General features: G+C 67.2%; 23 protein-coding genes and 2 pseudogenes. 16 read left to right on the top strand and 9 right to left on the bottom strand.

The features are described from left to right. Positions 1 to 60 precede the first annotated feature (60 nt). From ACZ60B_RS15525 to ACZ60B_RS15510, 4 genes are all read left to right on the top strand, one after another. On the top strand, positions 61 to 1,320 hold the full coding sequence (locus ACZ60B_RS15525; protein WP_469387127.1) for an IS256 family transposase: 1,260 nt from the start codon (positions 61 to 63) through the stop codon (positions 1,318 to 1,320). A 463-nt stretch (positions 1,321 to 1,783) separates the two neighbouring features. Further along, positions 1,784 to 2,167, top strand: coding sequence for a hypothetical protein (locus ACZ60B_RS15520; protein ID WP_469387125.1), 384 nt, complete (start codon positions 1,784 to 1,786; stop codon positions 2,165 to 2,167). 163 nt (positions 2,168 to 2,330) lie between these two features. Beyond that, positions 2,331 to 2,855 carry an SMI1/KNR4 family protein gene (locus tag ACZ60B_RS15515; protein ID WP_469387123.1) on the top strand — a complete coding sequence of 175 codons (525 nt, stop codon included), beginning with the start codon at positions 2,331 to 2,333 and terminating at the stop codon, positions 2,853 to 2,855. A gap of 463 nt (positions 2,856 to 3,318) precedes the next feature. Beyond that, positions 3,319 to 4,104, top strand: a complete 786-nt coding sequence (locus ACZ60B_RS15510; RefSeq protein ID WP_469387121.1) for a calcium-binding protein — start codon at positions 3,319 to 3,321, stop codon at positions 4,102 to 4,104. Positions 4,105 to 4,404: 300 nt separating this feature from the next. Here ACZ60B_RS15510 and ACZ60B_RS15505 read toward each other — a convergent pair whose 3' ends face one another. The 3 genes and pseudogenes from ACZ60B_RS15505 to ACZ60B_RS15495 all read right to left on the bottom strand — a co-directional run. Continuing rightward, entirely contained in the window at positions 4,405 to 4,779 is a 375-nt protein-coding gene (locus ACZ60B_RS15505) for an SMI1/KNR4 family protein (RefSeq protein WP_469387119.1), read from the bottom strand. Positions 4,780 to 4,906: 127 nt separating this feature from the next. Next, on the bottom strand, positions 4,907 to 5,185 hold the full coding sequence (locus tag ACZ60B_RS15500; RefSeq protein ID WP_469387117.1) for a hypothetical protein: 279 nt from the start codon (positions 5,183 to 5,185) through the stop codon (positions 4,907 to 4,909). A 63-nt stretch (positions 5,186 to 5,248) separates the two neighbouring features. Beyond that, positions 5,249 to 6,159, bottom strand: a pseudogene (locus ACZ60B_RS15495) (IS110 family RNA-guided transposase); the annotation flags it as partial. A gap of 9 nt (positions 6,160 to 6,168) precedes the next feature. Between ACZ60B_RS15495 and ACZ60B_RS15490 the strand changes: the two are divergent. The 3 genes and pseudogenes from ACZ60B_RS15490 to ACZ60B_RS15480 all read left to right on the top strand — a co-directional run. Then, positions 6,169 to 6,556 (top strand): annotated as a pseudogene (locus ACZ60B_RS15490) (transposase); the annotation flags it as partial. Between the two features lie 64 nt (positions 6,557 to 6,620). Continuing rightward, the gene (locus tag ACZ60B_RS15485; RefSeq protein ID WP_469387115.1) at positions 6,621 to 7,244 is read left to right on the top strand and encodes a hypothetical protein; all 624 of its coding nucleotides are present in this window, start codon (positions 6,621 to 6,623) and stop codon (positions 7,242 to 7,244) included. 205 nt (positions 7,245 to 7,449) lie between these two features. Next, entirely contained in the window at positions 7,450 to 7,881 is a 432-nt protein-coding gene (locus tag ACZ60B_RS15480; RefSeq protein WP_469387113.1) for a hypothetical protein, read from the top strand. A 21-nt stretch (positions 7,882 to 7,902) separates the two neighbouring features. Here the strand turns inward: ACZ60B_RS15480 and ACZ60B_RS15475 are convergent, their stop codons facing one another. Together ACZ60B_RS15475 and ACZ60B_RS15470 are read right to left on the bottom strand one after the other, a co-directional pair. Next, positions 7,903 to 8,424, bottom strand: a complete 522-nt coding sequence (locus ACZ60B_RS15475) for a hypothetical protein (RefSeq protein WP_469387111.1) — start codon at positions 8,422 to 8,424, stop codon at positions 7,903 to 7,905. Between the two features lie 97 nt (positions 8,425 to 8,521). Beyond that, entirely contained in the window at positions 8,522 to 9,409 is an 888-nt protein-coding gene (locus ACZ60B_RS15470; RefSeq protein ID WP_469387109.1) for a helix-turn-helix transcriptional regulator, read from the bottom strand. Between the two features lie 154 nt (positions 9,410 to 9,563). Between ACZ60B_RS15470 and ACZ60B_RS15465 the strand changes: the two genes are divergently transcribed. Next, positions 9,564 to 10,958 (top strand): MFS transporter, encoded by a 1,395-nt coding sequence (locus tag ACZ60B_RS15465; RefSeq protein WP_469387107.1) that lies wholly within the window; start codon positions 9,564 to 9,566, stop codon positions 10,956 to 10,958. Positions 10,959 to 11,168: 210 nt separating this feature from the next. On the opposite strand, the gene ACZ60B_RS15460 is transcribed toward ACZ60B_RS15465, so the two are convergent. Beyond that, on the bottom strand, positions 11,169 to 11,489 hold the full coding sequence (locus ACZ60B_RS15460) for a hypothetical protein (RefSeq protein WP_469387105.1): 321 nt from the start codon (positions 11,487 to 11,489) through the stop codon (positions 11,169 to 11,171). Positions 11,490 to 11,621: 132 nt separating this feature from the next. Then, complete coding sequence (locus ACZ60B_RS15455) at positions 11,622 to 13,058, bottom strand: cellulose binding domain-containing protein (RefSeq protein ID WP_469387103.1); 1,437 nt, start codon at positions 13,056 to 13,058, stop codon at positions 11,622 to 11,624. Positions 13,059 to 13,461: 403 nt separating this feature from the next. On the opposite strand from ACZ60B_RS15455, the gene ACZ60B_RS15450 reads away from it, so the two are divergent. Both ACZ60B_RS15450 and ACZ60B_RS15445 read left to right on the top strand, forming a co-directional pair. After that, positions 13,462 to 14,307 (top strand): GntR family transcriptional regulator, encoded by an 846-nt coding sequence (locus ACZ60B_RS15450; RefSeq protein ID WP_469387337.1) that lies wholly within the window; start codon positions 13,462 to 13,464, stop codon positions 14,305 to 14,307. A 1,099-nt stretch (positions 14,308 to 15,406) separates the two neighbouring features. After that, complete coding sequence (locus ACZ60B_RS15445) at positions 15,407 to 16,360, top strand: IS481 family transposase (protein WP_469387100.1); 954 nt, start codon at positions 15,407 to 15,409, stop codon at positions 16,358 to 16,360. 91 nt (positions 16,361 to 16,451) lie between these two features. On the opposite strand, the gene ACZ60B_RS15440 is transcribed toward ACZ60B_RS15445, so the two are convergent. Next, positions 16,452 to 16,805, bottom strand: a complete 354-nt coding sequence (locus ACZ60B_RS15440) for a nuclear transport factor 2 family protein (RefSeq protein ID WP_469387098.1) — start codon at positions 16,803 to 16,805, stop codon at positions 16,452 to 16,454. 112 nt (positions 16,806 to 16,917) lie between these two features. Next, positions 16,918 to 17,664, bottom strand: a complete 747-nt coding sequence (locus ACZ60B_RS15435) for an SDR family oxidoreductase (protein WP_469387096.1) — start codon at positions 17,662 to 17,664, stop codon at positions 16,918 to 16,920. 407 nt (positions 17,665 to 18,071) lie between these two features. On the opposite strand from ACZ60B_RS15435, the gene ACZ60B_RS15430 reads away from it, so the two are divergent. From ACZ60B_RS15430 to ACZ60B_RS15405, 6 genes are all read left to right on the top strand, one after another. Then, complete coding sequence (locus ACZ60B_RS15430; protein WP_469387094.1) at positions 18,072 to 18,686, top strand: TetR/AcrR family transcriptional regulator; 615 nt, start codon at positions 18,072 to 18,074, stop codon at positions 18,684 to 18,686. Between the two features lie 75 nt (positions 18,687 to 18,761). Beyond that, on the top strand, positions 18,762 to 19,364 hold the full coding sequence (locus ACZ60B_RS15425; RefSeq protein ID WP_469387092.1) for a helix-turn-helix domain-containing protein: 603 nt from the start codon (positions 18,762 to 18,764) through the stop codon (positions 19,362 to 19,364). Further along, the gene (locus ACZ60B_RS15420; RefSeq protein WP_469387090.1) at positions 19,361 to 19,636 is read left to right on the top strand and encodes a transposase; all 276 of its coding nucleotides are present in this window, start codon (positions 19,361 to 19,363) and stop codon (positions 19,634 to 19,636) included. The genes ACZ60B_RS15425 and ACZ60B_RS15420 overlap by 4 nt, the downstream gene beginning before the upstream one ends. 500 nt (positions 19,637 to 20,136) lie before the next feature. Then, positions 20,137 to 20,745, top strand: coding sequence for a flavodoxin family protein (locus ACZ60B_RS15415; RefSeq protein ID WP_469387088.1), 609 nt, complete (start codon positions 20,137 to 20,139; stop codon positions 20,743 to 20,745). A 116-nt stretch (positions 20,746 to 20,861) separates the two neighbouring features. Next, the gene (locus ACZ60B_RS15410; RefSeq protein ID WP_469387086.1) at positions 20,862 to 21,275 is read left to right on the top strand and encodes an SRPBCC family protein; all 414 of its coding nucleotides are present in this window, start codon (positions 20,862 to 20,864) and stop codon (positions 21,273 to 21,275) included. A gap of 188 nt (positions 21,276 to 21,463) precedes the next feature. Next, entirely contained in the window at positions 21,464 to 21,778 is a 315-nt protein-coding gene (locus tag ACZ60B_RS15405) for a DUF1330 domain-containing protein (RefSeq protein WP_469387084.1), read from the top strand. The last annotated feature ends 521 nt before the right edge of the window (positions 21,779 to 22,299 follow it).

The raw sequence follows: 22,299 nt of genomic DNA, 5'->3' as shown, positions 1-22,299 counted from the left end.
GATATGAGAACGGCCACCGGCTGATCTTCGAGATGTCTAGGCTCGAAGGAGATCAGCACGATGACCGCACCAGACAGTCTGCCCCTGCACGCCCTCGCCGAGGAGAACCTCGCCGCGGCGAGTCCCGACCTGCTGCGCGCGATGGTCAAGACGTTCACCGACGCGCTCATGTCCGCGGAGGCCGATGCCCTCTGCAACGCCGCATACGGGCAGGACAGCGACGAACGCGTCAACCACCGCAACGGCTACCGCCCACGCGAGTGGGACACCCGCGCCGGCACCGTCGAACTCGTCGTCCCCAAACTGCGCCAGGGCAGCTACTTCCCGCACTGGCTCCTCGAACGGCGCCGCCGGGCCGAGCAGGCCCTGATCTCGGTCGTCGCCACCGCCTACCTGCTCGGCGTCTCCACCCGCCGGGTCGAGAAGCTCGCCGAGTCCCTCGGCGTCACCCAGCTGTCGAAATCCCAGGTCAGCTCGATGGCCAAACACCTCGACGAGCAGGTTGCCGCGTTCCGTAACCGGCCACTGGACGCCGGACCGTATGCCTTCGTCTGGGTCGACGCACTGACCCAGAAGGTCCGGGAGAACGGCCGCATCATCAACGTCCACGCGCTGATCGCGGTCGGTGTCAACGCCGACGGCCACCGCGAGATCCTCGGCATCGACGTCGCCACCGCCGAGGACGGCGCCGGCTGGCTCGCCTTCCTGCGCTCGCTGACCGCCCGCGGCCTGTCCGGCGTCCAGCTCGTCGTCTCCGACGCCCACACCGGCCTCGTCGTGGCGATCGGCGCCGTCCTGCCCGGTGCTTCCTGGCAGCGCTGTCGAACTCACTACGCCCGAAATCTGCTCAGCCAGGTCCCGAAATCCGCCCAGCCCTGGGTGGCGACACTGCTGCGGACCGTCTTCGAACAGCCCGATGCCGACTTCGAACAGCCCGATGGCGACGCCGTCCAGGCCCAGATGCGACACGTCCTGGACGCGCTGGAGGCCAAGTTCCCGAAAGCCGCAGCCCACTTGGATGTTGCCCAGCATGATCTGCTGGCGTTCACCGCGTTCCCGCGGGAGATCTGGCGGCAGATCTGGTCGAACAACCCGCAGGAACGGCTGAACAAGGAGATCCGCCGCCGCACCGACGTGGTCGGGATCTTCCCCGACCGCACCGCCCTGATCCGCCTGGTCGGAGCGGTCCTGGCGGAACAGAACGACGAATGGACCGAGGCCCGCCGCTACATGGGACTCGACCTCCTCGCCAAGTCCCGACTCCACCCGATCGAGTCAGAAACCGGCGAGACGACCCTGCCCACCGAACTCACCGCATAGCCTCAAAACGAGATCACCGAGTGGCCGTCGATACACCACTCTCGCGGACGTGACCGTCCCCCCAGGGCATGCCGGACAGCACCGCTGTCCGGCGGAAAGAAGCGCCCCATCTTGCCGCACCGTCACCCCTGGACGGAAACCCGTGGGGTCGGGGGCCTGTGATCTGGGGTTTCGCTAGTGGCGGCTGCGGCTCGACTGTCACTGTCGGTCGCCGTTGGTCGGCCTCGGGCGCCCTCGCACGGCCCAGGGACGGCCCAGCGGACGATCACTGCGGCCACCGCTGATCGGATCAACTCAGCAGCAGCCTGGCCGGTGGCTGTACTGTGCCGCCCAGCCGGAGGGGCGCTGTCAGGGGCCAGGGGGGCACGTGAACACAGGCATGGTCAGTCCGCTCGGACCGAGCAGCAGGCACTCTCCGTCAGGTGCGCGTCACCTCGGCGCCATGCATCTGAGTGGTGCGATCTTGCTGTTCACCTACGTGATCCCTCCGGCCTGGGCTTTCGATGCCTACGGCGCGGCACCAGCCAGCGACCCTTCAGCAGACATCCCCCCGTTCGTGATCTTCGCTGGGTTGCTGTTCTACTGCGTGGGCTTCCACGTGCTCGTGCAAATCCCATCCGGGCTTCTGGGTACGAGGCTGGGCCTCAAACATGGTGGCTTGATCACCTACGTTTCGACCCTGGCGATTGCGGGAGTCCTCACAGCCTTGGCCTTGCTGGTGGCCCTGCGGATGGAGGATGTCGGTGAGCTCATGCAATTGTGGGCTGACTTCATGGTGCGTGGCTCGCTTGGACTGGCGGGCTACGTGTGGATAGCTCGGCGGTCGCGGGAGATCACGACGATGTGAGGTCGGTGGAGTTTCAATGGGCGTGGCAAAAACCGGCAACTGCGGTCAGTAGCCGGTCGTCTACTGAGGTTGCGGTACGGAGCTGCTGTACAACTGCACCGCGGGCGCTCAGAGGCCTCATGGTGCACCATGAGGCGTCGGTCGGTTCCGCTGGGAGGATCGGATGTCGTCGCTCGACCGCCTCAGGGCGCTGCTGGGTGAACCGGTGACTTGGGGTTGGGCCAGGCCGCGTCTGTGGACCGCGTCCGAGCAGTACCTCGGGGTCGAACTGCCCTCGGACTACAAAGCGTTCCTTGATCTGTACGGGCCGGGGAGCATCGACGGTTACCTGTCGCTGAGCCGGCCTCTGGAAGCCGACGCCACCGAGTTGGAGCGGTTGTGGTCGCTGGAGGACTGGCGCCGGGCGCGACTCAGTGCCCCGGACCTGTATCCGTATCCCTTCCACCCCGATCCTGGCGGCCTCATTTCCTGGGGTTCGGACGAGCACGGCAGCGAGTACTACTTCCTCGCAATCGAACCGAACCCTGATGAGTGGCGCATCGTTGTCGGCAGCGAGAGCGACAGTTGGTTCGAGACTGCGGGCACCTTTTGCGACTTCCTCGTGCGCTGCTTCGACCGTATCGACCGGCCGCCTTTCATGGACCGCGCTTGGCCCACCCCTGATGCCCGCTACCACTCCCATGCCTGACGGAGCGCTCGCATTAGGCATGGTTCGGTAGGCGGCCGACACCCGCTTTAGGAGCGAGGTGGGGCGTTTGCCGGCGTGAACTGCGGAGACATGGCTTGGAGCAAGGCCTGGTGCGTGCACCGTTGTTGCCGTCGAGTCCCCGTGAGTCCCCGCCCGTTCTGGCACGAGAGTGGCACGGGTGGTGGTGAGGCAGCCGACCCTTGTCGCACCCCGGGTCGCGGCCTTTACTGTGCGGACGACCTCACCGACCGCCCAGGCTACGACCTTCTGATCCGCAGCTCTATGTGGATCGGTGGGTGGTGGTCATACCGGTTGCGCCACGGCCTTATTCGGAGGCTGCTGGCCGCGGGAGGTTGACGTGGTTGCGGTACTTCACTGTTGTACCGCAACCAAACCAGTGGTTAACCGTTGGCCAGCGCCGTACGCTTCCTCTGATCAATCAAAGAATCAGTGGGGGAACATTTTGCGCACAACCATGCGCCTCGCCCTGCTCGGCACCAGCGTCGTACTGGTCGCCACCGCAATCGGTGCCACCAACGCTCAGGCGGCAGACGGTGGCTCGGGCAACATCACGATCGACAAGGTCGTCGTCAACGGCGGCAAGCCGGTCGTGGTCGGTACCACCAACGTGGTGTCTGCCAAGGTCTCCGTGACCGCGTCGGACGATTCGGGCATCGCCGAGACCACGTACATCAGCGCCTTCGGTCCGAAGCCGAACTACGCGCAGATCTGGTACGACGACGGCGAGATCACGTGCGCCAAGGCGAGCGCCACTACGTCGACCTGCACGGGCACGCTGACGTTCGACCCGCAGGCGTCGACCGGCTTCGTCGGCAACAACGCGGCGGCCACCTGGAACCTCGCCACGCTGGTCTCCGCCAACGACTACAACTACATCCACCGGGATGCGGCCACCACGTTCAAGGTGCAGCGCTGCTCGAAGCTGACGGTCAACGCCTCGCCGGAGCCGGTGAAGAAGGGCAAGACCATTACGGTCACCGGCAAGCTCTCCCGGGCCAACTGGGAGGACAACAAGTACCACGGCTACGCGAACCAGTCGGTAAAGCTGCAGTTCCGCAAGAAGGGCAGCAACACCTACACCACGGTGAAGACGATCAAGTCCGACGCGACGGGCAACCTGAGGACGACTGTCACCGCCTCCACCGACGGCTATTTCCGTTACAGCTTCGCAGGCACGACGACGACTTCGACGGTCAACGCGACCGGCGACTTCGTGGACGTCCGATAGCCACGTACTGAGAGCGTTTCCGACCACAGGCGACCGTCACACCACGCCTGGTCGAGTGTCAGCGGATGTCCAGTGGGGGCGCCGTTCCTACCGGGACGGCGCCCCCACCCGTATGACGGTGATCCTTTGAACCTGTGGCCTCATCTTTATCAGGTCGATTGCAGCGGGTCGGCGGCGTTGGTCAACCGGCCGTGGCTTCGGGCTGACCGTCCACCGGGGTTCAACGCTGATCGTTGCTGTCCGGGCCTGTTTGTTGGTGCCAGGCATTGATGTCAGTGACAGGAGCCTCGCAGTGTCGCGTCAGAACGGCTCGAAGGCCGGCTGAACGGGCCCGATCTCACCGTTGGCGACCAGTTCCTCGAGGTCTTCCGGTTCCAGGAACTCCAAGAGGTACGGAATGTGCTCGGAGTCGCCGCGGCTCAGGGCCTTGTCCCGGCGCTCGGTGAACCTCTGGTGCGTCTTGCGCATGCGTGTCAGGAGCGGGCTCGATCCCGTGGGGTGGAACACAACGAGCTCGCCGGAGATGACCCCGCTCCCGTAGGCGTCCAGGAACCCTTTGAAGTCGCTGGGCAGCGCGGAGCCTGTATGCCGCTCGACTTCGTCCCAGTCGGCCGGGCTCGGTTGCCGGCGGGCAGGAGCCCCCAGTAGGGCCTGCAACTCATCCAACGAGGACATGCACTGCTCCAAGGCTGGTCAGCGGTGATCTGGGCCGTCAACTTTATGGTTCAGCCTTCTGCCTGCCACGCCAAGGTCGGTGGAGTCTTAATGGCCGAGTCAAGGACCCTGCTGACTGCTGGTGCGGTCAGGCCTCTGTGTCGGCGGCCTCTTCGAGTAGGTCCATGGCGTGGTTGTGGAAGCGGCGTTCGGCGTCGCGACATGGGGCGTTGAAGAAGGCTCGTTGAGCTTCGGCAAGACCGCAGTTCAGCAGGCCCATGGTCACGAACACGGCTTCCACTCCGTGACACCCGTTGTCCTTGAGGAACTGCTGCAGTGCGTCCGTGTCGCCGGTTGCCTCCCAGAAAGGCCGGGCGGTTTCCTGCATGGCAGCGATGCGCGCTGAACGTTCTGCGTCGAAGCCCACTGGACCCGCCTTCCTGATTTGGCCCGCAGGCTATCGCCAGGTGGGCGGGGTGCGCTGGCCCGTTTAAGCGGCTTGGGCGACGGGTGGATGGAAGGTGAAGAGTCTGCCGTCACGCAGGAGCGCCCATAGGACATCGACACGTCGACGGGCGAGGGCGATGACGGCCTGGACGTGCTTGCAGCCCTCGGTCCGCCTCTTCAAGTAGTAGTCGCGGTTGGGCCTTCGCGGATGATGCTGGTCTGGGCGGACAGATAGAAGACGCGGCGGAGGCGTCGGCTGTAGCGCTTGGGGCGGTGGAGGTTTCCGGTGCGGCGTCCGGAGTCGCGTGGAACGGGCACCAGGCCGGCGGCGGAGGCGAGGCGGCCTGCGTCGGCGTAGGCGCCCAGATCGCCGGCTGCGACGATGAACTCGGCTCCCAGAATGGGGCCCATGCCCGGCAGGGACTCGATGATGTGGGCCTGGGGGTGGGTATGGAACGTTCGCCGAATCTGCTGGTCGATGTGCTTTAGCCGGTCGTTCAGGACAAGGACCTGCGCGACGATGTCGGCGGCGACCGCGTTGGGATTGCGGACGTTCCGTGCCTTGAGCCAGGCGGTGAGGCGGGCGTGGCCGTGGCGGCGTATGGCTGCCGGGGTCTGGTGACGGGTGAGCAGGATGAGCGCGCCTTTGTGATCGGCGTAGTCGAAGGCCCGTTCCAGAGCGGGGAAGGTTCCGGTGAGCATGTCGCGGAGCCGGTTGAGCATGCGGACGCGATCGGCGATCAGGTTGGTGCGGTGGGCGGTCAGCAGAGCCATATCGACTGTCAGCTGGGCAGGGACGTCGATGGAGGCGAAGTCCCGCCGCGGGCGGGCGGTGTCGGCGATCACGTAGGCGTCCCGGGCGTCGGTCTTGGCTTCACCGCGGTAGGACCCGGACATCCGATTGACCGTCCGGCCGGGAACGTAGAGGGCATGTTGGTCGTGGGCGGCGAGCAAGAGGTCGTTTTCATCAAGTGGGCTGACGAGGGCGTATTCGCACAGCTCGACAGCGTGCTCCGGCAGCTCTTGCGGGAGAAGGAGGCAGGGATGCCGAGCCGTCGGCCTGTGTGATTGACGCCCAGAGCGTCAAGTCCTCCACCAGCGTCCCCGTTGCCGGTCAGGGCATCGATGCAGGGGATTCGCCCCGATCCCGAAACGCTGGGCGGTCGAGCGGACTTACGGCTGGCTCATGCTCAACCGTCGACTGGCCCGAGACTACGAGACCCTGCCCGTCCGCTCCGAAGCCATGATCCACATCGCCATGACCGACCTCATGGCCCGCCGCCTCACCAGCGAGAGCACCATCTCCTGGCGCGACCCGACACCACAGGCCAATCAGCAGATTCCGGGATGAAACAAGGGGAGAAAACGTCCTCTCAGGGCCTACTTCTGAGCAGGGGAGAGGCTACGATCCTGCCATGCCGATCAAGGGTGGGGATCTGGCGCGTGCGTTCTGGGCTTTCGACCGTGCCATCGGGGGGCAACGCCCTCCGACCAGTTCTCAGATGTTCGCAGCGAGGTGGCCACTCGTCATCTGGCTTGTGGCAGGGATCTTCCTCTGGGGCCTTTTCATCCTCGTCTTCGAGGGCGACGTTCTGCTCGCGTTAGGCGTGGGCGTGCTGTTCGGCGGATGGTTTGGGTTGATTGCCCGATGTGAAAGATCCCGCCAGCGCCGGCTCGTGCGCCTGGGGGTCTGGGACGGTATCCACGCCCGCTCGGTTGGCGAGACCCGCGCCGTCGGCAAGCAGCGGATATACGGCGAGAACCTGCGGCCCCTGTGCGAGGTGTTGGCGCACTTCGCCGAACACGACTTCGGGGACTCCGAATGGGAGGTCGTTGAGGCGGCCCTGTCGGGAACGGACATCGAGCGTGATGCGTGGTACAGCCATCGGCTGACCGGCCGACGTACGTTCACCATGCGGATCGCGGCAGTGCCGGATTCGAGAGACGCCTTCGTCGAGATCTACGGGGTCTTGGGCGGCCGCGGAAAGTTCCTGATGGGAGGAGTGGTGCACGTGCTCAGCAGGTATCGCGTGAGCTGATCTTCCAGCCGGGCCACGTCGCCACGGGGAAGCCCGACTCGATCACGGTCCTAACCCGGGCCGATGTTCATCTCTGATCCGGTCAACCATGCGACCGGTCCTTCCGACTGCCCGGTACAGCACAGAAGTACAGCAACCGATGTGACCGAAGGAGGGTGCCGCTAGGCCGTGTATCGAAAGTGGATCTTGTGCATAGGGTGTCAGTATGTCGCTGAGCCACATTACCCTTTCGTCCGGACGTTCGATCGAGCTCACCGAGCTGCGAATGCCTTCGACCTATGAGGGGATGCTGGAGGGCTACCCGTGCAAGCCCATCAATGACATGAAGGTCAGGAGCCTCCAACGGCAGGCTGAACGTGCGTTTCCCTCCACGCCGGTCCATCTGGTTGCCCCCTCCCGCGAATACCCGGAGCAGACTGCCGGCGCCTTCGGCCCCGTTGAGGTGCTGCCCGCCGTGGCCTGCATCGGCGCCTTCCGCTCGACAGCGGTCGCATCTGAACTCGACCCGGTGCTGCACCGTTCAGCTCTCACCGTGATCTGGTTCCAGGCCGGCTTGGATGTCCCGTCGGGCAAGGACGCCGACCTTGTGCTGCGCAGCATTCGCTGGGAGGAACTGGCCCAGGACTACGAGCTGTAGCGGCGTTGCTGATCACAGCCGTCACGTGGTGGGATCTACGTTCCACGCCGCGGGCAGATCGCTGTCGCAGAAGACGCAGACGAAGTCGTTCTCGCGCACGATGTTGTGCTCCTGGCAGTCGGGGCACCGCCGGAATACCACCTCGTGGGTGAAGCCGGAGGGCCGCCCAAGTTCTACGTCGTCCAGAGCACGGGCGATTGCCGACCAGGAGGTGACGTCCGGGCAGTACCCGGTGGACTGGTTGCTGATCTCTCTCACGGTCCACCGCTCTGCCTCGTACATGAAGCTGATCTCGCCGGCACTCAGGACCCTGTCTCCGTCGGCACAGGCCACGTGCTCGCTTCGTCGCGGTGCCAGCCGGAGCACACCGTCCATGCCGACCACGAAGGTGAACGGTTCAGCCAGCTCCGACGCCGATCGCTCCGCGATCCAGCCATCGAAGTCAGCCGCCGAGCCAATCCGGCACCCGCCGTCACCAGGCCTGACCGCAGTCTTCAGCTCGACCGGTCCGACGTACCTATAACTCCGCGCCCGCCCACTCACACGAGTCAACCTAGAGTACTTCCGACACACGCCCTAGCAAACCGCAGAACGTTCGTGACGGCGTCGATGAACGTCTCGGCGGCCGCCGAGACGTTCATTAGCCGTCTTGGCTCTGCACGTGGGACGGCTCGTCGGTGGAGGGATCGCTGGCAAGGCGGGCAAGTGCTGCGGCGTGAGGGGAGATGGGAGTGGCGGTGTAGGTGACGATGGTCAGGCCCGGGTCGGCGGGGATTTCGAGGGCGTCGTAGTCGAGGTCGAGGTCGCCTACGTCGGGGTGGTGGAAGCGCTGTCGGCCGGAGCGGTAGTACTCGACATCGTGGGCGTTCCAGCCCATCGCGAACTCGGTACTGTGAGTGGTGAGTTCGTCGATGAGGTCGGCGAGGTCGGTGTCGGTGGGGGTGCGGGCGGCTTCTGCGCGAAGGCTGCCGACTGCGTCATGGGCGATGCCCTCCCAGTCGCGGTAGAAGCGTCGGGCTCGTGGATCGCAGAAGACGAAGCGGGCCAGGTTCGGTGGCTGCTCGTCGCTGTCGAGGGCCTCTGCGTACAGGGCGCGGGCGAGAGCGTTGGTGGTGAGGATGTCCAGGTGGGCGTTGCGGACGAAGGCGGCCGCGCCGGTCATGGCGTCGAGGATCTGCTGGAGGCTGGGCCGTACGTGGTTGGCGCCGCCGTTGCGGTCGGGTACGCGGTGGGGGTTGTTGGCGGCGCGGACAAGTGCGGCGAGGTGGGCGCGTTCGACGTCGTCCAGGCGCAGGGCGCGGGCGAGGGCGTCGAGGATGTCCTCGGAGACGCCTCCGACGTTGCCGCGTTCGATGCGGGTGTAGTACTCGACGCTGATGGCGGCGAGCTGGGCGACCTCCGAGCGTCGCAGTCCGGAGACCTGCCGCCGTCCGCCGAAGTCGGGCAGGCCGGCCTCCTTGGGGGTGATGCGGGCACGGCGGCTGGTGAGAAAGGTGCGGATGTCTTCGCGGACGGTGTCGGCTGGCACTGCTCAAGCTTAGGTCGGTGCCGCTTGCGAGGGTCCCTGCCAGTACCCCTCCCAGCAAGGACTCCCAGGTCAGAGCCAGTGCGTGGTTCTGTGGATGGGTGACCGGACCGTCTGGCCCGGCGCGTTTCCCGGACTGGAAAGGATCACGCCCGTCATGACCGTCACCGTTTCCTCGCGCTGCTCCCCGGAGGTGGGCACGACTGGCAGCGGCCGGCACGCCACGGCGACGCTGGCCGCCGCTGTACTGGGGTTCTTCGTGATCACGCTGGACGCGACGATCGTGAACGTGGCCCTGCCCTCGATCCGTGACGCACTGGGCGGCGGGATCACCGGCCTGCAGTGGGTGGTCGACGGCTACACGCTGATGTTCGCCGCCCTGCTGCTGTCCGCGGGCGCCCTGTCGGACCGCATCGGCGCGCGCAAGGCGTTCGCGGGCGGTCTCCTTCTGTTCGTGCTCGCGTCGCTGGCGTGCGGACTGGCCCCCACACTGCCCGTCCTCATTGCCGCCAGGGTGGGGCAGGGCATCGGCGCCGCCGTGACCATGCCGACCTCGATGGCGCTGGTCCGTCACGCCTTCCCCGACCCGGCCCGCAGGGCCCGCGCGGTCGGAGTGTGGGCGATGGGCGGAGCCGTGGCCGCCGCAGCTGGCCCGGTGCTCGGCGGAGTGCTGAGCCTGGCCTCCTGGCGCATGATCTTCTTCGTCAACCTGCCGGTCGGCCTGCTCACCCTGGCCCTGCTCACCCGCAGCCCCCACTCCCCGACACGTCCGGCGCCCTTCGACTGGATCGGCCAGATCACCGGCATCCTCGCCATGGGCGGGCTGACCTTCGGCGCGATCGAGGCCGGCGAGGCAGGGTTCACCGCCTTGAAGGTGCTTGTCGCGCTCGGCGTCGCAGTCGTGGCGCTGGCCGGGTTTGTGCTGGCTCAGGCCAAGGTGGCGCACCCGATGGTGCCGCTGTCCCTGTTCCGCACCTCCACGGTGGTGATCGCCACCGGCATCGGCTTCGCGTTCATGGTCGGCTTCTACGGCCTGCCGTTCGTCTTCAGCCTCGACTTCCAGCAGCAGCACGGCCTGTCCGCCCTCGGCACCGGCATCGCGTTCCTGCCGATGATGCTGCTCAGCGCCTGCCTGACTCCGTTCTCCGCACGGATCACAGAGCGCACCGGGCCCCGTGTGCCGGTCATCGCCGGGCTGATGCTGATCGCGGCCGGATCGATCGCCCTGGCTGTAGTCCCGGCCTCCGTACCGGTGTGGGCCAGCGCGCTGCTGCTGATCCCCGTCGGCCTGGGCGGCCCCCTGGTGATGCCGCCGACCACCGCAGTGCTGCTGGAGCACGCACCCGCAGAGCAGACCGGCACCGCCAGCGGCGTGTTCAACACCAGCCGCCAGATCGGCGGCGCCCTGGCCGTGGCCGTCTTCGGCGCCCTGATCTCCGGCACAGCCGGCTTCCACCACGGCCTGCGCATCAGCCTCACGCTGGCCGCAGTCGTCGCCCTGGCAGCGGCGCTGGCCGCCACCCGCATGGCCAGCGCCCGGCATACCAGCTGACCCGCCCGGCCACGCCCCGCTCCCGCGGGGCCCGATGAGAGGAGCCCCCCATGTCCGACAACACCGAGCAGCTCTCGGGCGCGGCGAAGATGTTCGGCGACTTCGCCCTGCAACTGGTGCACTTCACCGACTGACTCCCACCTCGCTCAATGAGGCACCTGATGGAACTGCACACGCGTCCCGCGGCCCGCAAGCTGCCCGAGAAGATGTTCACCAGCTCAAGATCAGCGCCGGGACTGCGAGAACAGTCCTGTCCCGGGCCAGGATGAAGCTGCTGCGCAGCTTCCCGAAGATGATGGAAACCCTGCGCAACTCCGCCTGAGGAAAAACCGGACCTGCCGACGCATTGACGGAGAGGCTAGTGCTGCGCACCCCCAGCAGGGTCGCGACCGGAAGCAGGGGACCGGTCGCGGCGCCGTCGGCCTCCCGCGGGAGCGCGCTGCGCGATTCGATGCGCAATCGGCTGCGCAACGCTGTGACCTGCATGGTCGGGTCTGTGGCTGGAGACTGCGCATGCGTGGTGGGGCTCATGGTCGGGCTCTGCACAGCGCACTGCGCAGGCCTGCGCGATGCGCGCTCACGACGCGCGTGAGTGCATCCAGCCGACGCGGTGCGTCGTCACGTCGCGGAGGCCGGCGTCGTGGTGTGCCGGGGTGTGTCGGGTCAGGAGGCGGGGACCTCGTCCACGAACTTCGTTCCGGCGGTGCGGTACGCGGCGACCTTCGCGGCCACCTGGGCGGGCGTGAGGACCTGGTCCTTGACGTGCAGCACGTAATCGACCTGCTCGTCGTAGGCGCGGGCCGTGGTCGAGGTCTGCCCGGTGAGGTCGATCAGCCACTGGTTGAAGTTGATCGACATCGGGCGCTCGGGCAGGTACTGGGCGTCATGGGTGCCGAAGAGCTGCCCGTCGACGTAGTACTTGATGCTGTTGTTGTCGATGGTGAGCACCAGGTCGTGCCACCCGTCGTAGCTCTGACGGCCCTCGGTGTGCTGGTTGACCGCCTGCCAGGGGTCCGGGTTGTACGTCTCCCAGGAGGTGGTGTACAGGATGTTGCCGCTCTCGCCCCAGCCGCCGTTGGGCAGGTACTCGAAGTCGTACTCCGAGTAGTCGTCGGCCATCGGGGCCTTGAGGTCGTTGATGGTGAAGAAGGTCTGCACGAGGTGATCGCCGTCCGGCCCCGACTTGGGGGTGTCGGAGAACTTCACCCGGGCCGCGTAGGTGCCGTTCTTGAACTTCGTGCTCCTGGAGACGACTTCGGTCTGCCTCGTGGACTCCGCGGTGCCCGCGGTGGAGGTCTCCAGGTTCATCACCGTGTTGCCGGAGACGGTGGGGAAGGTGACCTTGGAGGGGTCCCAGGTGGCGCCGGGCACCCCGGGACCACCGGAGTTGGAGCGGACGTTCCAGCCGTGGGCGGCGATGGCGGGGTCGGTGTACGAGGTGTAGGCGAAGTCGTCGAACAGGCTCTGGCCACCGCCCGGCGGGTCGGTGGGATCGGTCGGATCCGTGGGGTCCGTCGGGTCGTTACCCTCGGGCGCCGTGCCCCACACGGTGGTGCCGGCGAGCTGCGCGGTGACCTTGTTCCAGTCCGCGTACGAGGTCCGGGCGGCGCTGAAGGAGTAGTCGTCCGCCTGGTTCAGCGTCTGCCAGGTGGACTGGTAGAAACGCAGCTGCATGTCGCTGGTGTCGGCGCCCGGTGCCAGTGACCCGGCCCCCGAGGTGAAGCCGACCTCCAGGTAGCGGTCCGCGGTCGCGGTGGGGTGGGCCAGCGTGCCGAACGTGCCGCTGATGTTGGCGCACCCCTTGACCGCCCAGGAACAGGCGAAACGGTACGAGGCGCTCGCCGAGTCCGCCTTGAAGTAGTAACGGATCTTCACCTGGCTCAACTGCACAGTCGAAGAACCGGTGTTGCGCACCTTGAGCCAGGGTTCGCTCTGATCGGCGGTGGCCCCGGTCGCGCTGGTGCGGTACTGGACGGCGACGGCGTCGGCCGCGGCGGACGCGGTCTCGGTCAGGGGAAGCGCGGCCAGGACGGTACTGCCCAGCAGGGCCGAGAGGGCCAGGGCCACGCGACCGCGGCTGGTGGGGGGACAGGTTCTCATCCGAGGTTCCTTTCAGGGGGACTCCCGCTGCGCGCGGGAGGGCCGGGGGGAGGGCGGCCGTCAGAATCGCCCGAAGATGAGGGTGCGGTGGGCCCGGTGCCGACGACGGGGGCCGAGCCGGGGGAACGGTGGTACCTCGCGATTCGCCTCCGGAAGACCTGACAGCGGACGGCACATCGTGCTTGACCAGTTGGCCAATCGGGTTTACCAGTTGGTGTCGGTTGAAGGTGGCATAGACCAATGCCTCCGTCAACCCCCTTATCCTGTATGGAATTTGGAGATGGTGGACGCGACGGGATGCATCGCGTCGCTGTCACCGAACCACTCGGACCCATTTACCGGTGGACCAGTTATGGTCAGGGACATACCAGTTCCACGTCCCGACGACGATCGAGAGTCCCGCATGGAGATCGATCCGGCCGCCTCCCGTGCACTGCTCAAGCGTGAGAGGGTGCGCGACGCCATCCTCGAACTGATCGAGGAGCGCCGCCCGGGCGACGCGATTCCCTCCGAACGCGTCCTGAGCGCCGAATTCGGTGTGTCTCGGCCAACGTTGCGAGCCGCGGTAAACCAACTCGTCGTGGCCGGGCTGCTGGTGCGCGAGCACGGTCGCGGCATGTTCGTGGCGGGCGCGAAGATCACTCAGGAACTGGCCCTGGACCGGCGGACCTTCAGCCTTCCGCAGGCCGCGGGCAACTGGACCAGCCGGCTCCTCGAATTCAGTACCCAGCGGGCCGGTGCGCGAGTGGGGCGCAAGCTGCGCATCTCACCCGCGGCGGAGATCCGGTACGTGGCGCGGCTGCGGCTCGTCGACGGTTCTCCCATGGCCATCGAGTACCTCCACGTCCCGGCGGACCTGGCGCCGGACCTCACCCAGGAGGAGCTGGAGAACGGCGATTTCTACCAGCACCTGAAGGAACGCCACGATGTGCAGGTCAGTGAGGCGGTGCAGGCGATCGAGCCCACCGTGGTGACGCGCGGCGAGGCGGACCTGCTGGACGTGCCGGAACTGTCGCCGGCTCTCCTCTTCGAGCGTCTCACCTCGGACACCCGGAACCGGCCGGTGGAGTACGCGCACTCGATCTACCGGGGCGACCGGTACCGCATCGTGTCCCGGCTGGCGCTCGGTCCGCGTGCCGACCGGCCCACGCCACCCGACGGCCATCATCCCGGTATCCCGCCGGGGGACTTCATGCCGGGCGAAGCCGTCACGTTCTCCACTCGGGGCGTGGTGCAGAACGACCTGTGACGGCCGGCGGTTCACCGTCCGTGGTGGGCCTCGTCCGGTGGAACGAGACCACCTCGTCGGCCTCCCCGCCCTGGACCCTGCGCAGCAGCGATCCGCGCGGCCCGGTGCTTGGCCAGCTCGGCCTTCGGGGCTGCTGAACAGTTCGTCCACGGTGTCCGTCCACAGGACCAGCCAGTGGGCGAAGTGTGCGGCTTTTGCTGAGGCAGGGCCGTGGTGGCACGAAAAGCGGCAGGCGCGTCTGACGGCCCGGCCGTGGCGGCGGGCTGTAGGAGCTGGAGCGAAGCACAGGTTCGTCTTCGCCGACCGCCTGCCGGCCACACTGGTCAGCAGGCGCCAGGCACCACTCATGACGTGCCGGCCCGCTGGTTCGGCGTGGACCGCTCCACCATCAAGCGCACCATCGGGGAGGTGCGGCCCCTGTTCGCGCAGCGGGGACGCACCGTCGCGCCGGACGTCCGGCTGCGCACGCTCGCCGAGGTCATCGAGTACCTGGGCGGCAATGGTCGGACCGGGATCATCGGCGGGACGGAGATCCATGTCCGACGCGAGGCGGCAGGCTGCAAGGACCGGGACACATCCGTCTCCGGGAAGGCCAGGCAGTTGTGCCGACATCGCCCAGGCGCGGCATGTGGGACTGGCCCAGCGCCTGACGGTCGGTCCATTCGTGGAGATCCTCGCGGCTGTCGGCTGTCGGGGGATGGGAGCGCAGACCGGCGGACGCGTGGTGACACCTTCCTGCCGCAAGTTCAAGAAGAACGCTCCCGCCTGGTACGAGGAACGGCACGAACTGCAGCGCAAAGCCCACTCCTCACGACCATCCGTGTCGAGCACGGCATCGCGCACCTGAAGAACTGGCGGGCTCTCGCCCGCCACCATGGCCGCCGCGAACACATGAGTGACATCGTCCAAGCCGTCTCCGGTCTGCTCTCACACCAGCAGACCGTGCTCCTCGGTCACGCTGTTAAAGAGTTAACTCCGACAACGCCCCACGCCCTAGGTGTATTGATCACGAACGTTGTTGACAGTTGCTGGGCTTGAACATGGCGAAGACCTCCGGTGTGGTGGAGCTGTCTAGGACTGCACCGCACGGGAGGTCTTCGTGTCCCACCGTAATGCCCGGCTGACCGTTCATGGCAGGCGGCTGCTCGTCGAGCGTGTCTGCGCAGGTCGCCCCGTCGCTCATGTGGCCGCCGAGATGGGGATCTCCCGTGCCACGGCCCACAAGTGGGTCCGCCGCTGGCGTGCTGAGGGCGAGACGGGCCTCGCCGACCGCTCCAGCCGCCCCCGCACGACACCGCATCGCACGCCGGCGGCCGTGGAGGCCCAAGTCTGCCGTCTGCGCCAGGCCCGCAAGCTCGGTCCCGCACGGCTCGGTCCGGTCCTGGGCCTGCCCGCCTCGACCGTGCACCGCATCCTGACCCGCCACCATCTGAACCGGCTCGCCCACCTGGACCGGCCGACCGGCCAGGTCATCCGCCGCTACGAACGCGACCGGCCCGGCGAACTGGTCCACGTCGACGTGAAGAAACTCGGCCGGATCCCGGACGGCGGCGGCCACAGGGTCCGCGGCCGCGACGCCGGCCGGCCGATCCGCGGCGTGGGCTTCGACTACGTCCACTCTGCCGTCGACGATCACACCTGCCTCGCCTACAGCGAGATCCACGCGGACGAGAAGGTCGCCACCTGCGCCGGCTTCCTCACCCGCGCCGCCGCGTTCTTCCACGCTCACGGCATCCCCCGCATCGAGCGGGTCCTGACCGACAACGCCTGGGCCTACCGCAAGGGCCTGGCCTGGAAAGACGCCCTCAGCCGGCTCGGCGCGACCGGCAGACTCACCCGCGCCTACCGGCCCCAGACCAACGGCAAAGTCGAACGTTTCAACCGCACCCTGCTCGACGAATGGGCCTACCTGCGGCCTTACACCTCAAATGACGAGCGGACAGCAGCCCTGGCAGACTTCCTGCACACCTACAACCACCATCGCTGCCACACCGCACTCGGAGGCAAGCCCCCGATCAGCCGCGTCAACAACCCTGCGGGTCAATACACCTAGCGGCTGTCGTATGGTCCGACGACCGGCACCGAAGGGCCCGGACGCCGGCCAAGAGGGGAGCTCGGTCGCGGGTCCGCGGTCTGCGTGCCGCTCAGGCGACGAAGAGAGTGAGGAGCGCGGCGATCCTTCCTTCGCGGACGGTGACGATGCCGATGCCGCGGGCCGCGGGTTCTCCCTCCGGGCCGAAGGCCCACGCCAGGGCACCGTTGTGCGCACTGACGTAGCGCTCGCCGTCCTCGGCGAAGCGGAAGGTCGGCGGGACCCTGTCCAGCAGGGCACGCGCCTTGTCCTCGAGCGCGTCCCGGCCGGTGGTGACGCCCTCTGGATCGGTGAACTCGACGTCCTCGGTGTAGATCCGCTCGATCGCCGCACGGCGGGAGGCGGCGTCGCGGTTTCCGAAGACCTCGTGCAGGTTGGCGGTCAGCAGGTCGGTCACGCTCGGCATGGTGCTCCTTCGGAGGGGTTGGCCCCGGGGCCGGCCGGGGCAGGGGCTACGGCCGGCACCTCAGCGGGGGTCGCGGTGGCGGGCTCATCCGATCATGGTCGCCCGGCCGCTGTCAGATCTGGCTGGCGCCGCCGTCCACGTAGATCTCGGCGCCGGTCATGTAGCTACTGGCGTCGGATGCGAGGAACAGCACGGTCTCGGCGATCTCCTCGGGACGTCCGAGCCGGTTCATCGGCACACCCGCGGCCAGCCCCTTGAGCAGTTGCTCGGCCGCCCCCGGGTCGCCGGCCAGACCGCTCAGGCCCGGGGTCGCGATCGGCCCGGGGGCGATGCTGTTGACCCGGATCCCGCGGGTGACGAGTTCAGCGGCCCAACTGCGGGTGAGCGAGCGGAGCGCGGCCTTGGTCGCGGCGTAGACGCTGAACGACGCGGCGCCCTTGGTGTCGATATTGGAGCTGGTCACGATGATCGAGGCGCCCTGCGTCAGCAGGGGCAGCGCCTTCTGCACGGTGAACAGGGTGCCTCCGACATTGGTGTTGAAGGTGTCGGCGTAGTGCTGCCAGGTGATGTCGGGCAGGGCCGCGAATGCGCCGCCGCCCGCGTTGGCGAAGACGATGTCGAGGTTTCCGCGCTGCCCGATGGCCGCGAAGAGCCGGTCGAGGTCGTCGAGGTCCGCGACGTCGGCGCGTACCCCGGTGGCGCGGTCGCCGATCGAGGCGACCGCCTCGTCCAGTGCCTGCTGCCTGCGGCCCGTGAGGAAGACGTGTGCGCCTTCCGCTGCGAACCGCCGGGCGGTGGCGAGTCCGATGCCGGAGGTGGCTCCGGTGACGAGGGCGGTCTTGCCGTCGAGCTGTCCCATGATCATTTCTCCTTGGAAGGCTGTTGCGTGCTGGATCGGATGGCCGGTGGCCGTCGCGGCGTCGCGCCGGGGGCCTCGGGCCGCCCTCTCACGTTCGGCACCGGCATGAGGACGGTGGCGTGCGGTGCCGCGGCCGGCAGCCGGCCGGTCGGCGGTGTCGAGGACGCTGAGGTGGCGCGCGCCAGCGGCCTGGCCTCGGAGCGCAGCAGGCATCCCCTTCACGCTCCGCCGCCCGGGCGTCTCGCGCAGTTCGCGCATCGTGATCCCTCATTTCTGTACCGTTCGGTACTGAAGAACCACGGAACCGCGCCGACTATTTCCGTACCGATCGGTTAAGATTTAACAACGGCCTGAGGAGCCCGGAGACGGCCGGGGGCGGCGCGAAAAGACCACGAGCGGAGGTAGGCATGGCGCAGCGAGGCAGACCCCGGGGCTTCGACGCCGGTGCGGCGCTCGACCGCGCGGTGGAGGTCTTCTGGCGGCAGGGGTACGAAGGCGCGTCGCTGACCGATCTCACCGACGCCATGGGCATCAACCGGACCAGCATGTACGCGGCGTACGGCAACAAGGAGGAGCTGTTCCGCCGCGCTGTCGCCCGCTACGCCGAGGCGGACATGGCCTACGCGCGCGAGGCGCTCACCCAGCCCACCGCGTACGACGTCATCGAGACGTTCCTGCGGACCAACGCCGATGCGCTCACCCGCTCCGACCGCCCTGCCGGCTGCCTTTCCGTGCAAGGCGGCCTCGCCGAGGGCGGCGACCACGGCAACATCGCCAAGTTCCTCGCCGACAGTCGCCTTGCCGGCGAACAGGAGCTGGCCGACCGCCTCGCGCGCGCGGTCACCGAAGGTGACCTGCCCGCCGACACGGATCCCCGCGAGCTCGCCCGCTACGTCATGGTCGTCAGCGAGGGCAACGCCGTCCATGCCGCGGCGGGGGCGACGCGCGCCACCCTGCACGCGACGGTCGACATCGCCCTGCGCGCGGTCCCCCGCACGCGAACGGGGAACTCCGTCGCCTAGTGCTGGATTCCTCTTTCGCTGGGTATATGTCCTGGTGGCGGGGTGGTTCGGTTGTTCGGGGGCGGGTGCTGGCCGGTGGTGTTACGGGCACGGCTGAGCCGTGACGAGGGCGAGCAGTGGGTGGTGCATCGGCTGGCGCGGGCGCGCAAGGCGCCGCGTGATCTGGTGCTGCGGGCTCGGATGGTTGAGCTGAGCTGGTCCGGACAGACGGTGCCTGCCATCGCGGATGAGTTGAGGTGCAGCCCCAAGACGGTCCGCCGCTGGCTGCACCGCTTCAACCGCTTGGGCCTGGACGGTTTGGAGGATCTGGGTGGTCAGGGCCGCAAGCGTCGGATCACCGAGGCGGAACGCTCCCAGATCATTGGCCTGGTCAGACAGCTGGCGCCGAGCCGGCTGACGGTGCAAGCCGACGGCGAGTTGGCCGCGGCGGATGAGTCCGGGCCAGCGGAGTGGACTCTCGACGCACTTGCCGCTGAAGCACAGCGGCTGGGCATCGAAGTGGGCCGCAGCCAGGTCCGCCGGATCCTGCTGGCCGAGGGGGTGCGCTGGCGCCGCACCCGATCCTGGACCCGCTCGAAGGATCTGGAGTTTGAGGGAAAAGGACCAGGATCATCGAGCTCTACACCTGCCCGCCCGAAGGCGCGACGGTCGTCTGCGCCGACGAGCTCGGACCGGTGATCCCCCGCACGTTTCCGCCGGCGCCGGGCTGGTCGCCGGACGGCCACCGCATCAAGTCCGAAGTCGACTACAGCCGTGGGCCAGAGAAGACCTGGGTCTACGGCGCGCTGCGAGTGCGGGACGGGCACGAGGTCACCATGACCGCTTCCTCCCGCAACAGTGCCTTCTACCAGCAGTTTCTCCAGAAGATCGAGGCAGCCAATCCTGTCGGGGACATCTACGTCGTCACCGACAACCTGTCCTCGCACAACAGCCTGTCCACCCGCACCTGACTGGAGGACCATCCCAGAATCCGGCACGTCTTCATCCCCGTCGGCGCATGCTGGTTCAACCTCCAGGAGGGCTGGTGGCGCATCTTCCGCAAGGCCGCCCTCGCCGGCCAGTCCTTCGCCGGACCGCCCGAGATCGAGCACGCCACCCGCCTGGCAACATCCCAGCTCAACTCCCGTGCCCGGCCCTGGGTATGGGGAAGACCCACGCCGTCAACCCGGGTACTGCGGCGCCGATATGTGTACACCATTTGAGGAACCCAGCACTGGTCGGCGCCACTGCGGCCGGTCCCCTGTCAGGGCTCAGTTTCCGCGGTGCGGGTACCGGGCCTGGCTAGCAGGTAGGGAGCGGCCAGGCAGTTCCACATGCTGTAGCCGCCGAAGCGCAAGGCGTGCAGGGGTCCAGGAGGTGGTGCGGTCGGGCGTCCGTGAGCTTCCCGAGGAATGTGTACTCTTTTGGATGTATGGTCTACATTAGAGACCAGGTCGATTTAAGGAGACACATGACCGGCATCGCCCCCCGCGCCCCCAAGCTCGCCGTCGCCTTCCACTCCGGGTACGGACACACCGCTGTCCTGGCCGAAGCGGTCAGGCGAGGTGCCGAGAAGGCCGGAGCCGAGGTCAGCTACATCCCCGTAGACGCCATGGCCGAAGAGCACTGGCAGCAGCTGGACGCCGCGGACGCCATCATCTTCGGCTCGCCCACCTATATGGGTGGCGCCTCCGCCGGCTTCCACGCGTTCGCCGAAGCCACCAGTGGCCGTTACCTTCAGAACACCTGGGCCGACAAGATCGCCGCAGGTTTCACCAACTCGGCTTCGAAGAGTGGAGACAAGCTCAACGCACTGAACTTCATGGCTGCCCTCGCCGCCCAGCACCACATGATCTGGGTCGGCCTCGGCCTCGCCCCCGGCTGGAACGCGCTCACCGCCACCGAAGACGACCTAAACCGCCTTGGCTTCTGGATCGGCGCGGGTGCCCAGACCCCCCAGGACGGAGGTGTCGAAACCGTCCACGCCTCGGACATCGCCACGGCCGAACACCTTGGTGCCCGCATCGCCCGCCAGGCGGAGATCCAGGTAGCCGGCAAGGCAGTCCTCGCGAGCCTCTGAGTAGTCCGTTCCATGAGGCGGCACGGAACTACGGCGGCCGATGGCTGGTCCTGATGACGCCCGCCTCGGCCGACGGGCAGCGCCGAGCAAGCCCTCATCTGCACTGAAAGACCAAGATGACGACATTCGTCAAGAAACAGCAGTACGACGCGTCCGCCGCGAAGGTGTGGGACCTCATCGGCGACTTCTACGACGTCGAAACCTGGATGCCCGGAGTGACCGGAGTCGTCCGGGACGCCGAGCAGCAGACGCGGACCATCATGATGGACAATGGCGGATGCCTTGTCGAGCAGCTGCTCGACAAGGGCCCCCGCTTCCACTCCTACCGGTTCGTCGATCCCGGACCGGTGCCTGTTCGGGACTTCAGCGCCAGGATCACGGTTGTCGAGACCGGAGCGCAGCACTCGGCGATCGAGTGGGAGGCCGCCTTCGAACCGGTCCCAGGCGTGACCGCTGAAGACGCCGCAGCAGCCGTGGGCGGTTTCTACCAGGCATGTCTGGACAAGATCTCCGTCGAGCTCGGTGCCTGACGGGCGGGACCCATTCCTGACCGAACCGGCAAATCCCTGGGATGAGGCAGGTTCTCCCGCCTGTCAGAGGAAGGACCTGCCTCATGCCATGTGCCGACTCCGGCGGCACACAAACATTCGATGGTCCTCGGCGGAGCTCACCCGTGCGTCCGCTCACATGCCATCAGTAACCCGGAAAGAGGTCGAACATGCCTGCATATCTGATCTCCCAGGTCGAAGTCATCGACGAAGAGAGCTGGCAGAAGTACCGGTCGATCGCACAGGACGCCATCGCACAGTACGGCGGTCGGTACCTTGTCCGCGGTGCGCGCCCGGAAGTCGTCGAAGGTGACTGGAGCCCGCCCGGTGCGGAGAGGCAGCAGATCGTGGTTGTGGAGTTCCCGGACTCCGAGAGTCTCCACGCCTGGTACGCGTCACCTGAGTACACGCGAGCCCTTGCGTACCGGACGAAGGCTGCGCGCAGGCGGCTGATCTTCGTCGAGGGAATGGTTGAGCCGAGCTGAGCCGGCCCCTGGTCACACTTGTTCCACTTCGTGCGGGGTGTGCTGTGGGCGGGATGTGTTGCGCCCCGCGGTCCGGTGCGACCGGACTCGGCGTCTCTGGGGGACGGGCGCGCAGATCGAGAGTCGGCTCAAGTACTTCGAGCGAAGCATCAAGAATTTCATCCATGGCGCCAATTGGGGCTTTGGTGCAACCAATTGCACCCAGGCTGTGGCCTACGTCATCGGAGCGGGACTGCTCTGACCATTCGGTGGTATCCGTCGGCGTGACCGTGCCGTACGAGTACGCCTTCCTGTAGGAGATCTAAAACACCGAGCGCCCGCCGCTGGGCGTTAGGGAGGGGTATGTGAGGTCGATTTCACACTCCGTTACCGACTGCGCTGACGGCCAGTACCCGAATGCTCGCTTGCGCCGGTAAGGTCGCCCGAAATCTCGGACGCGGCAGCGCTGCGGTGTAATAGATCCTGCACGGACGTGCAGATGGCCAGAACATTCGCAAAGCGTGATCATCGGGGCGAAGCGG

This window comes from Streptomyces sp. NPDC104096 (assembly GCF_055584385.1).
The sequence above is the reverse complement of the archived record's forward strand: the minus strand, read 5'-3'. Positions and strand labels throughout refer to the sequence as shown.

Excerpts from the sequence above, each read along its gene's own strand:
- ACZ60B_RS15525 (WP_469387127.1), top strand. The coding sequence starts at position 61 with ATGACCGCACCAGACAGTCTGCCCCTGCACGCCCTCGCCGAGGAGAAC.
- ACZ60B_RS15515 (WP_469387123.1), top strand. The coding sequence starts at position 2,331 with ATGTCGTCGCTCGACCGCCTCAGGGCGCTGCTGGGTGAACCGGTGACT.
- ACZ60B_RS15505 (WP_469387119.1), bottom strand. The coding sequence starts at position 4,779 with ATGTCCTCGTTGGATGAGTTGCAGGCCCTACTGGGGGCTCCTGCCCGC.
- ACZ60B_RS15485 (WP_469387115.1), top strand. The coding sequence starts at position 6,621 with ATGCCGATCAAGGGTGGGGATCTGGCGCGTGCGTTCTGGGCTTTCGAC.
- ACZ60B_RS15480 (WP_469387113.1), top strand. The coding sequence starts at position 7,450 with ATGTCGCTGAGCCACATTACCCTTTCGTCCGGACGTTCGATCGAGCTC.
- ACZ60B_RS15465 (WP_469387107.1), top strand. The coding sequence starts at position 9,564 with ATGACCGTCACCGTTTCCTCGCGCTGCTCCCCGGAGGTGGGCACGACT.
- ACZ60B_RS15460 (WP_469387105.1), bottom strand. The coding sequence starts at position 11,489 with ATGAGCCCCACCACGCATGCGCAGTCTCCAGCCACAGACCCGACCATG.
- ACZ60B_RS15455 (WP_469387103.1), bottom strand. The coding sequence starts at position 13,058 with ATGAGAACCTGTCCCCCCACCAGCCGCGGTCGCGTGGCCCTGGCCCTC.
- ACZ60B_RS15450 (WP_469387337.1), top strand. The coding sequence starts at position 13,462 with ATGGAGATCGATCCGGCCGCCTCCCGTGCACTGCTCAAGCGTGAGAGG.
- ACZ60B_RS15440 (WP_469387098.1), bottom strand. The coding sequence starts at position 16,805 with ATGCCGAGCGTGACCGACCTGCTGACCGCCAACCTGCACGAGGTCTTC.
- ACZ60B_RS15435 (WP_469387096.1), bottom strand. The coding sequence starts at position 17,664 with ATGGGACAGCTCGACGGCAAGACCGCCCTCGTCACCGGAGCCACCTCC.
- ACZ60B_RS15430 (WP_469387094.1), top strand. The coding sequence starts at position 18,072 with ATGGCGCAGCGAGGCAGACCCCGGGGCTTCGACGCCGGTGCGGCGCTC.
- ACZ60B_RS15415 (WP_469387088.1), top strand. The coding sequence starts at position 20,137 with ATGACCGGCATCGCCCCCCGCGCCCCCAAGCTCGCCGTCGCCTTCCAC.
- ACZ60B_RS15410 (WP_469387086.1), top strand. The coding sequence starts at position 20,862 with ATGACGACATTCGTCAAGAAACAGCAGTACGACGCGTCCGCCGCGAAG.
- ACZ60B_RS15405 (WP_469387084.1), top strand. The coding sequence starts at position 21,464 with ATGCCTGCATATCTGATCTCCCAGGTCGAAGTCATCGACGAAGAGAGC.